The following is a 15,228-nucleotide window of genomic DNA, read 5'->3' as shown; positions in this document are numbered from 1 at the left end:
TCCCTAGTAGCTCAGTTGGTTAGAGCGGCGGACTGTTAATCCGTAGGTCACTGGTTCGAGTCCAGTCTGGGGAGCCACCTTTACTTAACGTTTTTCCTCCTTTCTGTCTTATTTTGTATATTTATCACTATTTTTTTGATTTAATTAGCTTTCTATTGCGCGTGCCTAAAACTATATTAAGCGTTAGGACAAGGAAACTGGTTATATCTGGTGGTCATTGCTTATGAGAATATTGCGTACTTTATTTATTAGTCAGCTTTTGTCGGCCACTGTGCTGGCAGTTGCAGCTATGGCTGTTTTGGTGTCTTACACTCAACAAGAGCTTTCAACAACAGAAGAAAATAGCCGGACGACAATCAGTCAAATTTTAGCGCATCACATTACTGGCGATGCAAAAGTGTTAAGTAGACAACTCGATCGTAGTTTTACGCTAAAAAATCTGCGCATAAGCCAAACGGATGGCACTGTGCTACATGAACAAAATGTGTCTGACAACAAGGCTCCTTTTGCGTTTTGGCTGTTGAAGATGTTTGGTTCAGAATTTAAACAACAAACGCTGCGTAACCAGGAAAATAACATTCAAGTCAGTTATCAGCTTGATTTCGGTCAACGACTGGGACAGTTTCAGTTAATGTTGTTTATCCTAATGATAATGCCGTTTTTACTTGGTTGGTTCCCTGTTTTACTTAGCAAAAGTAGCATTACCCGCAGCTATCGCCGCACCACAACGGCAGTCAACGATCTGATAGACCGCTTTATTCAAGACCCACAAAAAGCGGAACCAGATTGGGATAAAATCCCTGCAGAATTTACCGAAATTAACACTGCCTTGCAAAAACTAGCCAATTATACCCGGTCGCAATACAGTGAGATGGCATCAAACGCCCATCAGATAGCTGAAGAAGCCTATAAAGACCCGGTAACAGAGCTACCCAACCGTAATCGCTTTGTACAATTCTACGAAGAAACTATCCGACAAAGCGAAACCAATGATTTTGGCATTTTTGCCATCACGCGCTGCACTGAACTACAAACACTTAACCAAACACGTGGCTTTCAAGAAGGCGATAACTACGTAAAAGAAGTCGCAGACCTGGTGAAAAAGCTGTGTGGTACTTATACCGGACATAAAGTTTACCGCCTTAATAGCTCTGACTTTGGTATTTTGTTACCGCGGGTTACCCCCAAAGAAGCTGAAAATTTTGCGCTGCAGCTACAAAGCCGTTTTAACGAGTATCAAAAAACTGCAGAACTGGACTCTGTGGCGTATACCGGTTTGGTAAGCTACGAATCTGGCAAAGCACTTGGAGAACTACTCGCGATAGCGGATACGTCGATTAGTTTGGCACAAACCAAGCAGCCAAACGCCTGGCATTTACAGAAAGAATCTGCTGGATTAGAGATGTCTAGCAGTGGGTATGGTAACCAAAACTGGCGTAATGTCATCGATGACGTGTTAACTAATCATCGTATTTCATTACTGGCGCAGCTCATTCAACCGTCAAACCGCTCCGCCAAAGCTTATTCTGAAATTTTGGTTCGTTTTAAAACCCAAGAAGGTCAGATATTACCTACCGCATCCTTTTTGGCTATGGCCGAAAAATTAGACCGAATTGTCGCTGTAGACAGACTTATTATTGAAACAGCGTTAACAACGATTAAGAATAAAAACCTTCAAGACCAATACTTTGGCTTAAATTTATCGGCTCGTTGCATACATGATGATCAATTCATTATCTGGCTGGAACGACGTTTATTAAAAGACGCACACATTGCAGCCAAGTTGGTATTTGAGGTTACTGAATTTGGTTTACAACAAAATCTAAAAACATCAAAACGCTTTATTGATATGGCACACAGGGCAGGCGCACGTGTCACAGTAGAAAAATTCGGTGTTGGCATTACGTCGTTTAAATTTTTCCGTGATTTAAAACCTGACTACGTCAAGATGGATGGCAGTTACACCCGACATATTAACGAAGACAAAAACAACCAGTATTTTATGCGTTTAATGATTGACCTTGCACACCGTATAGGGGTTGGCGTATTCGCTGAAAGTGTTGAAACACAAGAAGAGAAACATATGCTTGAATCGTTGTTTATTGACGGTAATCAAGGTTATTACGTCGGTAAACCCGCCGCACTTTAATTCACTACAGCGGCTGAGATTTACACTTGGCCGCAATACCCTCACGCTTTGTCTGGTTGTGTCTGGTGCCGCTTAATAGCATAATATAGCCCTTATTTTCCCCTGAGCGATACGATGACTGAATTTCTGCTGTTGTTAATCAGTACCGTACTGGTGAACAATTTTGTGCTGGTGAAATTTCTCGGCCTATGTCCGTTTATGGGCGTGTCCGGTAAACTAGAAACCGCTATAGGTATGTCGCTTGCCACGACCTTTGTTCTAACCCTGGCCTCTTTATGTAGCTATTTAGTCGACCATTATTTGCTGGCACCGTTAGATTTACTCTATTTACGCACCCTTGCATTTATTCTGGTTATCGCTGTAGTGGTACAGTTTACTGAGATGGTCGTGCATAAAACCAGCCCAACCTTGTACCGTTTGCTCGGTATTTTTTTACCCTTAATCACCACTAACTGTGCCGTACTTGGGGTGGCCTTATTAAATGTTAACGAAAGGCACAACTTCATTAATTCGGTGGTGTATGGGTTTGGAGCTGCAGTGGGCTTTTCTCTAGTATTAATTTTATTTGCTGCCATGCGCGAACGCCTTGTTGCTGCCGATGTGCCAGTGCCGTTTAAAGGCGCAGCCATTGCCATGATCACGGCGGGTTTAATGTCACTGGCATTTATGGGCTTTACCGGTTTGGTGAAAGTCTGATGATAATACTATCTGCACTTATTGCCATTGGATTACTGGCGCTGGTATTCGGCGCGGTACTGGGTTACGCCGCTATTCGATTTAAAGTAGAAACTGACCCATTAGTTGAGCAGATTGACGACCTACTGCCACAAACACAGTGTGGTCAATGTGGTTATCCAGGCTGCAAACCTTATGCCCAAGCCATTGCCGATGGTGATGATATTAATAAATGTCCTCCAGGCGGCGAGGCAACCATTCGTAAATTGGCCGATTTAATGGGCGTTGACGTAAAACCATTAAATGAAGCTCAAACAGAAAATGTAAAACGCGTGGCATACATTCGGGAAGATGAATGTATTGGTTGTACCAAATGCATTCAAGCTTGTCCGGTTGATGCCATTGTTGGCGCCTCAAAACTAATGCATACCGTTTTGGTTGACGAATGCACCGGTTGTGATCTGTGTGTTGAGCCTTGCCCGGTAGATTGTATTGATATGATACCGCTACCGGCGACAACAGATCGCTGGAAGTGGGACCTTACAGCAATTCCTGTAAAAGTGGTGGAGTAAAGCCGTGCCAAGTTTATTTAAGCAAATTCAGGCCGGTACCGTATGGGATTTTCATGGCGGTATACATCCACCTGCACGCAAAACACAAACCAACCAAAAACCTATTGCCACTCTGCCGATGCCAGATCGTTTGTATATCCCTCTGCGACAGCATATTGGTGTACCCGGGCAATTATTGGTGCAGATTGGCCAACGAGTATTAAAAGGCCAAGCGCTTACCAGCGCAGATAATTCAATGGCAGTGCCTGTTCATGCCCCTACGTCTGGCGTGGTGCTAAGTATTGCCCCGCATACCAGCCCTCACCCGTCAGCACTGCCTGAGCTCACGTTAGTCCTTGCTCCAGATGGTTTGGATGAGTGGCGAGTACGTGAACCATTAAATATTAGTCACTGTGACAAAGTTCAGTTACTCAACCGTATCCAAGACAGCGGTATTGCTGGCATGGGCGGCGCAGGCTTCCCAACACATTTAAAAAGTGGCGTGGCGCAGCCGGTCGATTATTTAATCATAAATGCAGTAGAATGCGAACCTTACATAAGTGCTGATGATTTACTGATGCAGGAAGCCGCCACCACTATCGTTAAAGGTATAGACATTCTTTGCCGGCTGTTAAGCCCCAAAGCAGTGTTAATCGGCATAGAAGATGATAAACCGATTGCAACCGCAGCCATGAAAGCGGCTTGCAGCCAGCGCGAGCATTATTATGTTCGCACGGTACCAACGAAGTACCCGTCAGGTGGTGAAAAACAACTGATCCAGCTACTTACCAATAAAGAAGTTCCCAATGGACGGCGCCCTATAGACATTGGTATCGTTATGCAAAATGTCGGCACCGCGTTTGCTGTTGCTCAGGCTGTTTTAGACGACCACCCGCTAATATCCCGTATTGTTACAGTAGCGGGCGATACGCTGTCCCAACAACAAAATGTATTAGCTTTGCTAGGCACGCCCGTTTCAGACTTGTTAGATGCCTGTGGTTTTCAACCTGAACATAAACAGCGCATTATTATGGGCGGCCCTATGATGGGCTTTACCCTGCCCGATTTAAGTGTGCCCGTGGTAAAAACCACCAACTGCATTTTAGCTCCTACCGTGGCAGAACTCCCGGCTGCAACAGAGGAAATGGACTGCATTCGCTGCAGCGCTTGTGCAGATGCATGCCCAGCGTCTTTATTACCACAGCAACTGCTTTGGTACAGCAAAGCACGAGACAATGAAAAACTAGCAGAATATAACCTTGCCGACTGTATTGAATGTGGTGCCTGTGCATATGTTTGCCCCAGTGAGATTCCGTTGGTGCAATATTATCGTGTTGCCAAAGCAGATATACGCGAGCAACAACGTGAAGCGTTGAAAGCCGAGCAGGCCAAAGCACGATTTGAAGCACGCAATGAACGATTAGAACGTGAAAAGCAGGAGCGACTCGAGCGAAATCAACAGTTAGCTGCTGCACGACAACAGCAACAAACATCCGGTGCTGGCAATGCCGTCGCTGACGCTCTGGCGCGTATTAAAGCCAAGCAAGCTCAAGCTGCACCACAGGATGAGCAAAATAAAGCACAAATACTGGCCGAGCGTGAATTGAAAAAACAGCAGGCTCGCGAATATCAGCAGCAAAAAGCGCAACAGCAAGCCGTTGAAGAGCACGCTGAACAACACAGCCAAACGCCTGCTACAAGCAATAGCACTGACAGCAAAGCCGCTGCTGTAGCCGCTGCAATTGCCCGCGCTCAGGCTAAAAAAGCAGCGCAAAAACCTGAACAACTAATAAAGCCGGCTCAAAGCGTTGACGAAATGAACAAACCAGTGCGAGCAGCTGAGGCTGATCCACGCAAAGCAGCAATTGCTGCAGCTATTGCACGGGCTAAAGCTAAACAACAAGCGCAAACTGAAACTGAAACTGAAAGTGAAACTAAAACTGAAACTGAAACTGAAACTGAAACTGAAACTGAATCCAGTGCGCCACTAATTGCAGCAGATGCAGTAAATAAATCAGCCGTAGAGTCTAACGCAGCTTCAGCAATAGAAGATCCACGCAAGGCTGCCGTCGCCGCAGCTCTGGCTCGTGCTAAAGCTAAAAAACAAGCCAATGCCGAACCGACAGAACAAACCGAAGCCAGCACAACTGACCCGGTTGTGCCAGAAACAGTTGTGCCAGAAACGGTTGTAGCAGAAGACCCGCGTAAAGCCGCTATAGCAGCGGCGATAGCGCGAGCTAAGGCTCGTAAACAAGCAGATAGTGAGAACTCATGAGTTTTAAAATAGCCAGTTCACCGCATCAGCATAACCAACGCAGTACAGCTCAAATTATGCGGTTAGTGGTGCTTGCGTGTTTGCCTGGTATTGCAGTACAAGCCGTTTTATTTGGCTATGGTGTATTAATTCAGCTTTTATTAGCCATCATTACAGCTTGGCTTAGCGAAGCATTGATCCTAGTCCTGCGCAAAAAAGCAATAATGCCACGCCTTAAGGACAACAGCGCTTTGCTAACCGCAGTATTACTTGCCGTTGCCATACCGCCCTACGCCCCATGGTGGATAATCGTTATTGGTACCGCCTTCGCCATCATTATGGTTAAGCAGCTATATGGCGGCCTTGGGCATAACCTGTTTAACCCCGCTATGGCAGCTTATGTTTTACTGTTGGTGTCATTTCCGTTGCAAATGACGCAGTGGTTACCGCCAATGTCACTCCAAAGTGTTGATTTAACACCACTAGATGCCGTATGCAGTATTTTCACCCAGTTTAGCTGTAGTGGTTTTAGTTTAACGCAACTGCAAACTAGCGTAGACGGCATAACAATGGCAACGCCGTTAGATACCTTACGCACCGATCTCAGCCGCGGCTTAACATTGAGTGAGTCCATGCAACGACCGGTGTTTTTTAGCTTTGCCGGTACTGGTTGGTTGTGGGTCAATTTAGCTTATCTTGCTGGTGGCATATTATTGATCCAGCAGAAAATCATCAGCTGGCGCATTCCGGTATCTATTTTAGCAGCACTGTTTTTGTTGTCTGGTATTGCAAGTTTGGCATCTCCTGACACTGTTGCCGGCCCATTATTTCATTTGTTTAGCGGCGGCACTATGCTGGCGGCTTTTTTTATTGCCACAGACCCCGTATCTGCATCGACAACAAACCGTGGCCGACTGATCTTTGGTGCAGCCATTGGTGTAATCGTATTTTTAATACGTAATTTCGGCGGCTATCCAGATGCTTATGCGTTTGCTGTTTTGTTAGCCAATATGGCCGTGCCACTGATTGACTACTACACCCGGCCACGCACATACGGCCATCGTACCCGGAGCGAACTAAAATGATCAGAGTAGTCAGTAAAAATGCTCTGGCACTTGGCGCAGTAGCCATATTTTGTGTTGCTATTCTCAGTGTGGTTAATCAGCTAACCGCGCCACGTATTAGCGAGCAAAAACTAGCCAACAAAATGGCCATATTGGCAGAAGTGTTACCGGGTGTTGAAATTAACCAGGCTCTGCTGCACGACTGTGTGATGGTGACCGATGAAGAACTTCTCGGCCGATCAGAAGCTCAAACAATGTATCGCTGGCGCAAAGACAACGCGCTGGCAGCCTACGTTATTGCAGCAACCGCACCAGCTGGCTACAGCGGTAATATTGATTTAATTGTTGCGATAGACCCTAACGGCACCGTGCTGGGCACCAGAGTTTTAAGCCATCAGGAAACGCCTGGCCTTGGAGACAAAATAGAAAGCCGCCGTTCGCCATGGATACTTAGTTTTAGCGGTAAAAGTGTGACTGAAGACAATGCACAGCAATGGGCTGTGCGCAAAGACGGTGGCAATTTTGACCAGTTTACAGGCGCAACGATAACGCCGCGTGCTGTAGTCAATGCAGTTAGAAATGCCGTGTTATTTGTACAACAACATCCTGAACTGGCCACATTGACTGCCAACTGCCCCACGGAATAAGGTGCCAAAGCGTATGAGCCAATTGAAAGAATTAACCCTACAGGGTTTGTGGAAAAATAACCCTGGCCTGGTGCAATTGCTTGGCCTGTGTCCGCTATTGGCTGTCACCTCAACAATAACAAACGCGTTAGGGCTAGGTTTAGCAACCTTACTGGTATTACTTGGATCTAACGTTGCCGTATCACTGGTACGCAATCATATTGCCAATGAAATACGGATCCCGGTGTTTGTTTTGATCATTGCCAGCTTAGTCACTGTTGTTCAGCTAATGATGAATGCCTATACCTTTGGCTTATATGAATCGTTGGGGATTTTTATTCCGCTTATTGTTACCAACTGCGCCATTATTGGCCGGGCAGAAGCGTTTGCCTCAAAAAATGCCGTACTGCCCTCAGCATTGGATGCCATTATGATGGGATTAGGTTTTTTGCTGGTATTGCTTATCCTCGGTGGTATGCGTGAAATACTTGGTCAGGGAACCTTATTTGATGGCGCTGATTTATTGTTCGGCAGCTGGGCGAAGGGGCTGCGCATAGAGCTATTTACTGTCGACAGCCATTTTCTGTTGGCCATGTTACCGCCTGGCGCGTTTATCGGCATGGGGCTACTTATCGCGTTGAAAAATGTCATCGATAACCGGATCAAACAACAAAACGCTATTGAAAAAGGCAGTATCGCCCGCGCCCGGGTTACCGGCGCGGCGCAATAACGCAACGACCTTATGAATAAACAAAAACGTATTGAAATATTAAGCCGGCTTAGAGCACAAAATCCACATCCAACCACCGAGCTTGAATACAGCTCGCCGTTTGAATTGTTGATAGCCGTGCTGTTATCCGCACAAGCGACAGATGTTGGGGTAAATAAAGCGACCAAACATCTGTTCCCTGTCGCTCGCACGCCACAAGCCATGCTGGACCTTGGCGTTGATGGTCTAAAGCACTACATTAAAACCATCGGTTTATTTAATACCAAAGCTGAAAACGCCATTAAAACCTGCCGTATGTTAGTAGAACTGCATGGTGGTGAAGTACCCGAAAACAGGGAGGCCTTAGAAGCCCTGCCCGGCGTTGGCCGTAAAACCGCAAATGTGGTGCTTAATACTGCCTTTAAATGGCCAACTATCGCCGTTGATACCCATATTTTCCGCGTATCCAACCGCACCAAACTGGCACCGGGTAAAAATGTCGACGAAGTCGAACACAAATTGCTTAAAGTGGTGCCCGCCGAGTTTAAACTCGACGTGCACCACTGGTTAATCCTGCACGGCCGCTACACCTGCGTGGCACGTAAACCTAAATGTGGCTCTTGTCTCATAGAAGACTTGTGCGAGTTTAAAGACAAAATCGAATAATCGACTGAGTATTGTGAACTCGCCTCACATCTTTGGCACAGCCAAACAGAGTATCCCGACTAACCGGTATAGTTACTCATTTTTTCGCCAGCGGGCAATCAGGCTCCAACTGCCCAGGACAATAACACCGGCGACAAATCCTGTTAAACCGTCAAATAACAACGATATAAACCAGCTGAGTGCCGGGGCGGCTTGCAGCACAGCTAATGACAGATGGTGAAGCACGGTAATGTTATGGCTAAGGATACCGCCACCGACCAGAAACATCGCCAGAGTACCTATAATACCCAACGCCTTCATCAGTAATGGCGCCGCTATAAGCAATCCGCGCCCCAGCATCCGCTGCAGGTTATTCCAATTACCAGTTACTGCTTTTCTAAGCATGTATAAGCCAGCGTCATCCATTTTCACTATTGCTGCCACCAGACCGTAAACGCCTATTGTGATAGCAATACAAACAGCTGTTAGAACGCCTACCTGAGTCATAAAATCGGCTTGTTTTACGCTGCCAAGTGCAATGACCACAATCTCGGCAGACAGAATAAAGTCAGTACGAATTGCGCCTTTTATTTTTTCTTTTTCCAGCGCAACAATGTCGATATTGTCATCTGCTAACGCCTTAAGTCGGGTTTCACGCTCCACCGGTGATTGATGCAGGAAAAACCGGTGTATAACTTTTTCTGCGCCCTCATAACATAGATATAAACCGCCCAGAATAAGCAACACGGTGATGAGTACCGGTAAAAAGGCACTTATCAGCAATGCTGCTGGAACTAAAATAAGTTTGTTGAGAAAAGAACCTTTTGCTACCGCCCACACCACGGGGATTTCCCGCTCAGGTTTAACACCAGTCACCTGATTTGCGTTTAACGCCAGATCGTCGCCCAGCACACCTGCGGTTTTCTTAACTGCCACTTTTGACAGCACGGCGACGTCGTCAAGCAAAGTAGCAATGTCATCAATGAGGGCGAGAAGATTAGCTGCAGCCACAAATAAATCCTTTTATTATCAATAAATATTTCAGCATAATGAGGTTAGCCGGATTTGTACATGTTATGTTGCAGCTATTGGCGACGTGGCACATCACTGTGCGTGGCCGTTTTCACCTGTGTCGCACGCAAACCGCATTGCGCCAGCTGTATCATCGAAGATCTGTGCGAGTTTAAACAGAAAGTTTATTGTTAATAGTGCCTTGCTGCCGTAGCGACCGAACTCCTAACCCGACAAACTTTCTTTAAGTTGCTTACTATAGGTTCTACTCACTTTCAGTGACTTATCATTGACTAAAATAAGTTTGAATTCGGAGTTAATTAGCGGCTCTAGTCTGGCTACATGCTGTAAGTTAACGATGGTCGATTTGTGAACTCGTAAAAATCCATCCGGTAATACATCGTTAATCAGGCTTTTCATCCTGGCCCGCATCACAAAGGTCTCTGTGCTGGTGTGAACGCACATATAATCACCAGCAGCATCTATCCATAATATTTCCCGATAAGGGATCAATTGCGCGGGGTGATGCCCGTCCTGTATCACCAGCTTTTCCTGTTCAATCCGATACACTGCTGCAGTATCAGCAAGCCCTGCTGCGTCACCTGTTTGCAAGATATCGGCAACCTCCAGCATATGTTGCTTGCTTGAGCCTGTGTAAATGTTAACCGCGACCCTGGCAATGGCTTCAGCCAAACGTTCCCTTTTCACCGGTTTAAGTAAATAGTCCAGTGCCCGTACCTCAAATGCCTGCACTGCATATTGATGAAATGCAGTGACAAAAATAATGGCCGGGCAGGTTTCCGGTTGCAGCTGCTTTATTAGCTCAAAGCCAGACTGGCCCGGCATTTCAATATCAAGGAAAATTAAATCCGGCTCAGTTTTACTGATAAGCGCCAATGCATCTGCAACATTACGGGCATAACCTACTACCTCAATCTGCGAAAAAGCTTCAAGCCTGATGGCCAGCCCTTCGATAGCGCTGTATTCATCATCTACCAGTAGCGTTTTTAACTTTTTCATTACCTGTTCTCAGCCAGTTCCAGCGGGATAGATATACTCACTCTGGCACCACCATTCTCACTATTTTCAAGGGTTAACTGGCTGGCCGCAGGATAAATCAGCTGTAGCCTATCATGGCAGTTCTTGATGCCAATACCCAAGGATGTTGGTGCGGACGGCTCAAAGCCGGCGCCGGTATCGCTAACACTGATATGCAGCTTGTCAGCAACCTGCCTAAAGGTTATTGCAACAATGATACTGTTTTTCTGGCCCATGCCATGTTTTAACGCGTTCTCGACCAGGGGTTGTAATAACAGCGATGGCATCAGCGCCGCGTAGCAGGATGGATCAGCCGTTATGAGTACCTTAAGCTCGCTTTGAAACCGGCACTGTTCTATATCGACATAAGTTTGCAGTATGGCAATTTCATCCTGCACCGTTATTTTCGCTAATGGATCGGTATACAAACTGTAGCGCAGGAAATCACACAGTTTCTCCAGCATCGCCACCGCATTAGCGTTGTGCTGTTTCAGAATAAGCGTACAAATAGCATTGATACTGTTAAACATAAAATGCGGGTTTAACTGATATCGCAGCATTTTAAGCTGCGATTCTTTTGCCAGGTGCATCGCCTCTGCCGCCTGATGGCGCTGCTCTGCGTTATCAAGATAGATTTTTATGCCGTAATAACCGGCGGTCCAGGTAGCCAGCATCGTCATAGAGGCAGATGTCCAGGTACCAAAATCAAACCAGGTCATTGGCTGCCACAAGGTGCCATAAAACCATTGTAAGCTGTGCCATTTGAACTGAGTCCATAACAGTGCGGCAGCCAGTAAACTGACGATATGCAAGCTGATACTGACTCCGGCAGCTTGAAGCCTGAAATGTGTATATAGCTTTCGGAGACACAAGGTGATAAAAAAGCCAAAACAAGTATCAAGCAACAGATGTGGCAGATGAATAAGCCAAGGCTCCTGCCCCGGTATTTTAATCATCAATTCGGTGAGTAAAGCATACGCCAGCCAACCACAATACTGGCACAGCCAAAACAACTGCCTTTTGGAGTCGATCTTTATCAACGGCTAACCTTTACCTTAAATGTCGGCCCGGCAGGTTTGATTGCCAGGCCAGCCCATTACTTCTACTGCGCGCAATCCAGCAGTATAGTGGATGACGCTACGGTGTTAACCAAGGCGATATCGGCTACGGCCAGGCTAACGGGCTGTGCTGCAGTAAACCTTACCGCTTCTTCCGCTGAATGTACGGGGCCTGCTGCGCCTTCGCAATGCAGTGGTAACGCTAGAGTATACCACTTGCCTGCTGTTATGTTTTGCAGCACCGGTTTAAGCGATACCGTGCGCAAACAGTTTTGTTGCTGGCACATCGCAGCAATTTTAATCTCATTCCCCCCAGCGTTTATCCTATTGCTGGTGCCAATGCTGTCAAGCCGGATACTCAGCTGTAAAGATTTTCTGCGGATATCTTCGGTTATTACCTGCGCGTCGGCGTAGATCAAACTGGCCGATGCTTTGCTGTCAGCGCCTTGCCAGACAAATTTTCGGCCATCTTCCTGATAGGCTAAATTGACAGACTGCATAGTGATACTTTTACCATCCGCACTAACCGCCGAGGGCGAATTAAACCGTTTTAACGAGGCGCTGTTATCCGACAATGCCCACAGCATGCCGGCGGCTAAATTTCTGACAAATAGTGGTGTTTGCTCTGCGGCATTTTGCACTGGCTGTGCCCGTGTTGCTTCAGATAAAGGTGCAAGTTCAGTCCGGTCTGCATAAGTTAAACCATAGCCATAAGCAAAAAGCGGGTCATACTGCGCCTGGCCGACATTCAGCCGGTACTGATCATCGTATTTGGGCCAGGAAAAACTTAGTTTGCCGCTGAAATCATGCTGTATGGCACCGTCTATATCTGTCAGCAAGACATCGGCAACGCCCTGCCCTTCAGAGCCGGGTAGCCAGGCCGCGACAAAGGCGTCAGACGCATTCAGCTCTTTATTGACCCAAAGCGGCCGGCCGGATAAAAACACCGTGACGACAGGAATATTCTGCTGTTTTAAGCGTTTCAGCAGCGCTAAATCGCGTTTATTGCCATGCTGGTATTCCAGATGCTGAATATCGCCCAACCATTCGGCATAAGGCTCTTCGCCAATCACCACTATGGCAACATCCGGCTTGCTGCGGTATCGGCCATCGACACTCAGTTCTACCGTACCGCCTGCTGCTGCAATTTGCTGACGTAATCCGGCATAGATAGAGGTGGCATTAGGGAAATCGGCATTGGTGTTATCGGTACCCTGCCAGGATACACTCCAGCCACCGGCTTGTTTGGCAATATTATCTGCGCCATCACCGGCAATAAGCACTGTGCTTTTTGGCGACAGCGGCAGCAGATTATCGTTGTTTTTTAGCAATACCAGCGATTTTCGCACCGCTTCCCGCGCCAATTCACGATGTTCTTTGGCATTAAACCATTGCGGCTGTGCCGATTCCGGCCGGCTGGACGGTTTACCCCGGCTAAACACACCCCAGCGTATTTTGGCGCGTAAAAACCGCCTTACCGCATCATCAAGCCGGGAAGCAGAAATAACGCCGTCTTTTACCTGCTGCAGGGTATTGTTGTAAAAGGCTTCAAAGTGTTCCGGCACCATCATCACATCTACACCGGCGTTAAAGGCGGCTGCGCATTGCTCTAAATCGCAGCCATCAACAAACTTATGTGCATTCCAGTCACTGATAACAAAGCCGTCAAAGCCCATTTGTTCTTTAAGCACCTCGGTTAACAGATAGCGATCGCCATGCACCCTTTTGCCATTCCAGCTGTTAAAGGACGCCATCACAGACTGCACGCCGGCAGCAATAGCAGTGTAATAACCCGCCGCATGAATATCGCGCAGCTCCTGCTCTGTGGTAACAGTATCACCTCGGTCGACGCCGTTTTGTGTACCACCGTCACCAACAAAGTGTTTAGCCGTGGCAATACGACGATAATCAGTTAAAAATGTCTCACCAATCTCACCCTGAACACCGGTTACCATAGAGCCGGCATAAGCGGCAACAATGTCAGGGTGTTCAGAAAAGCTTTCATAAGTGCGGCCCCAACGATCGTCTCTGACCACAGCCACAGTTGGCGCAAACATCCACTCGATACCAGTTGCCGCGACTTCTTTCGCCGTCGCCTGGCCAATTCGGAGGATTAAACCGGCATCGCGCGCAGCGCCAAGGCCGATATTATGCGGAAACAAGGTCGCACCATAAACATTGCTATGACCATGCATCGCATCAGTACCCCAGATGGTAGGAATACTACTGCCATCTTCGCTGCTATTGATGGAAGCCGCATACATGTCATCTGCATACTTAAGCCAGGTTTGGGGATCGGCCTGCTTTTGGCCATAAGGGGCTGTGTTGCCGCCATTCAGATATGAACCAAAACCGTATTTTCGCATTTGTGCCACGCTCAGGTAACCAATCTCAGGCTGGATGAGCTGCGCCACTTTTTGTTCAATCGTCATACTGGCGAGTAATGCATCCAGCTGTTGTTCTATTGCTGAATCAGGCTTAAGCGCGTTGTTCACCTTAGGCCAGCTAACGTTCTGCGCGTTAGCGTTAATAGGGCAAACCAGCAGCGCCGAGCATACACACAGGGTTTTCGTAAGAGCAGAATATGAAACAAAAGACATAGTGAAATCCTATTGGTCTGCAGTAAAGCTATGCCGCAATGGCATTACTGCAGACACTTGTTCTTAATGTGGAATGTATTCAATAAAATCGTAATAAGCCCAGGCTGTGTTACCAAACTACTGGCCAGGAAAGTAAAAACCGCTTTGCGAATTGTCGCCGTGCCAGTGGTTAATCATGATTCTGGTATTGTCGACTGGCCAGGCATAAGCGGGTATTTCGTCACTTGCCAGATACCCATCGCCATTATCCTTGTAAACCGTTCGCAAGGTTTGCTCATTGCCTGAGGCGTCATACACATACCAGCGGATTTGGCTTGGGCTCCAGTCAAAACCTATAGTCAGCAGATTTTGCTGAATGTTAAGGCCATATTGTGCAAGGTCGATGTCCTGCTCCCAGCTTTGATAAGTACCGCCTTGTGGCTGATAAATTACATTGGTATGCACCACATTACCCAGCGACGGTAAAAATTCGATATCAATCTCCTGCCAGGCTCTGCCGGGCGCATCCCACCAGGAAGTATAAGTGAAAATTGATGCCACAGTGCCAGATGTATTGCCGGTCTTCAGTGCGCCCTGCACTTTACCATAGCTGTAACTGGCAAGGGTTTGCAGCTCAGCACAACGGCCCTGGCTTAGCGCCAGTGTAATACCATCTGAGCTTGGCGATACCATGCCGGGCGTAAAGCTGCAGCCAAAAGGCGCACCATTCGTACCCGTTCTGGCAGACCAGATCCCACTGTTAACGCCCCAACTAAAGTCATCTTTAAAGTAGTCAGCGTGGGCTGGCGTTGTGCTAACAAAACAAAAAGCAGCACAGATGAGCTTGGTAGTATTTTTCATCATGATGT

At 47.1% G+C, this 15,228-nt stretch carries 14 protein-coding genes and 1 tRNA gene; 10 read left to right on the top strand and 5 right to left on the bottom strand.

Annotated elements, in window-relative coordinates; translation table 11 throughout:
- The 9 genes from ORJ00_RS15800 to nth all read left to right on the top strand — a co-directional run bounded on the left by ORJ00_RS15800 (position 1) and on the right by nth (position 8,694).
- Positions 1 to 77 (top strand) — tRNA-Asn (locus tag ORJ00_RS15800).
- 146 nt (positions 78 to 223) lie between these two features.
- The gene (locus tag ORJ00_RS15795) at positions 224 to 2,149 is read left to right on the top strand and encodes an EAL domain-containing protein (protein ID WP_306140319.1); all 1,926 of its coding nucleotides are present in this window, start codon (positions 224 to 226) and stop codon (positions 2,147 to 2,149) included.
- A gap of 114 nt (positions 2,150 to 2,263) precedes the next feature.
- Positions 2,264 to 2,845: an electron transport complex subunit RsxA gene (gene rsxA / locus ORJ00_RS15790; protein ID WP_027671336.1), complete on the top strand. Its 582-nt coding sequence runs from the start codon at positions 2,264 to 2,266 to the stop codon at positions 2,843 to 2,845.
- Positions 2,845 to 3,396 (top strand): electron transport complex subunit RsxB, encoded by a 552-nt coding sequence (gene rsxB, locus ORJ00_RS15785; protein ID WP_306125494.1) that lies wholly within the window; start codon positions 2,845 to 2,847, stop codon positions 3,394 to 3,396. Before rsxA ends, rsxB begins: the two co-directional genes overlap by 1 nt.
- A 4-nt stretch (positions 3,397 to 3,400) precedes the next feature.
- Positions 3,401 to 5,650, top strand: coding sequence for an electron transport complex subunit RsxC (rsxC, locus tag ORJ00_RS15780; RefSeq protein ID WP_306140318.1), 2,250 nt, complete (start codon positions 3,401 to 3,403; stop codon positions 5,648 to 5,650).
- Positions 5,647 to 6,714: an electron transport complex subunit RsxD gene (gene rsxD, locus ORJ00_RS15775; protein ID WP_027671333.1), complete on the top strand. Its 1,068-nt coding sequence runs from the start codon at positions 5,647 to 5,649 to the stop codon at positions 6,712 to 6,714. The genes rsxC and rsxD overlap by 4 nt, the downstream gene beginning before the upstream one ends.
- Positions 6,711 to 7,340, top strand: a complete 630-nt coding sequence (gene rsxG, locus ORJ00_RS15770) for an electron transport complex subunit RsxG (protein ID WP_306140317.1) — start codon at positions 6,711 to 6,713, stop codon at positions 7,338 to 7,340. Before rsxD ends, rsxG begins: the two co-directional genes overlap by 4 nt.
- A 13-nt stretch (positions 7,341 to 7,353) precedes the next feature.
- A complete protein-coding gene (locus tag ORJ00_RS15765) occupies positions 7,354 to 8,049 on the top strand; it encodes an electron transport complex subunit E (protein ID WP_027671331.1) in 696 nt (231 codons plus the stop codon).
- 12 nt (positions 8,050 to 8,061) lie between these two features.
- A complete protein-coding gene (nth, locus tag ORJ00_RS15760; protein ID WP_306140316.1) occupies positions 8,062 to 8,694 on the top strand; it encodes an endonuclease III in 633 nt (210 codons plus the stop codon).
- 72 nt (positions 8,695 to 8,766) lie between these two features.
- Here nth and ORJ00_RS15755 read toward each other — a convergent pair whose 3' ends face one another.
- Complete coding sequence (locus ORJ00_RS15755) at positions 8,767 to 9,684, bottom strand: DUF808 domain-containing protein (protein WP_306140315.1); 918 nt, start codon at positions 9,682 to 9,684, stop codon at positions 8,767 to 8,769.
- Between the two features lie 60 nt (positions 9,685 to 9,744).
- Between ORJ00_RS15755 and ORJ00_RS15750 the strand changes: the two genes are divergently transcribed.
- Positions 9,745 to 9,879, top strand: coding sequence for an iron-sulfur binding domain-containing protein (locus ORJ00_RS15750; RefSeq protein WP_306140314.1), 135 nt, complete (start codon positions 9,745 to 9,747; stop codon positions 9,877 to 9,879).
- 30 nt (positions 9,880 to 9,909) lie between these two features.
- Here ORJ00_RS15750 and ORJ00_RS15745 read toward each other — a convergent pair whose 3' ends face one another.
- The 4 genes from ORJ00_RS15745 to ORJ00_RS15730 form a co-directional block, all read right to left on the bottom strand.
- Positions 9,910 to 10,704 (bottom strand): LytR/AlgR family response regulator transcription factor, encoded by a 795-nt coding sequence (locus tag ORJ00_RS15745; RefSeq protein WP_306140313.1) that lies wholly within the window; start codon positions 10,702 to 10,704, stop codon positions 9,910 to 9,912.
- The gene (locus ORJ00_RS15740) at positions 10,704 to 11,762 is read right to left on the bottom strand and encodes a sensor histidine kinase (protein WP_306140312.1); all 1,059 of its coding nucleotides are present in this window, start codon (positions 11,760 to 11,762) and stop codon (positions 10,704 to 10,706) included. Before ORJ00_RS15740 ends, ORJ00_RS15745 begins: the two co-directional genes overlap by 1 nt.
- Positions 11,763 to 11,824: 62 nt before the next feature.
- On the bottom strand, positions 11,825 to 14,380 hold the full coding sequence (locus tag ORJ00_RS15735; RefSeq protein ID WP_306140311.1) for a glycoside hydrolase family 3 protein: 2,556 nt from the start codon (positions 14,378 to 14,380) through the stop codon (positions 11,825 to 11,827).
- 117 nt (positions 14,381 to 14,497) lie between these two features.
- Positions 14,498 to 15,223 carry a family 16 glycosylhydrolase gene (locus ORJ00_RS15730; RefSeq protein WP_306140310.1) on the bottom strand — a complete coding sequence of 242 codons (726 nt, stop codon included), beginning with the start codon at positions 15,221 to 15,223 and terminating at the stop codon, positions 14,498 to 14,500.
- Positions 15,224 to 15,228 lie beyond the last annotated feature (5 nt).

It is taken from the genome of Rheinheimera baltica (assembly GCF_030731985.1).
Taxonomy (GTDB): domain Bacteria; phylum Pseudomonadota; class Gammaproteobacteria; order Enterobacterales; family Alteromonadaceae; genus Alishewanella; species Alishewanella baltica.
Note: the sequence above shows the minus strand (reverse complement) of the source record. Positions and strands in the feature narration are given on the sequence as shown.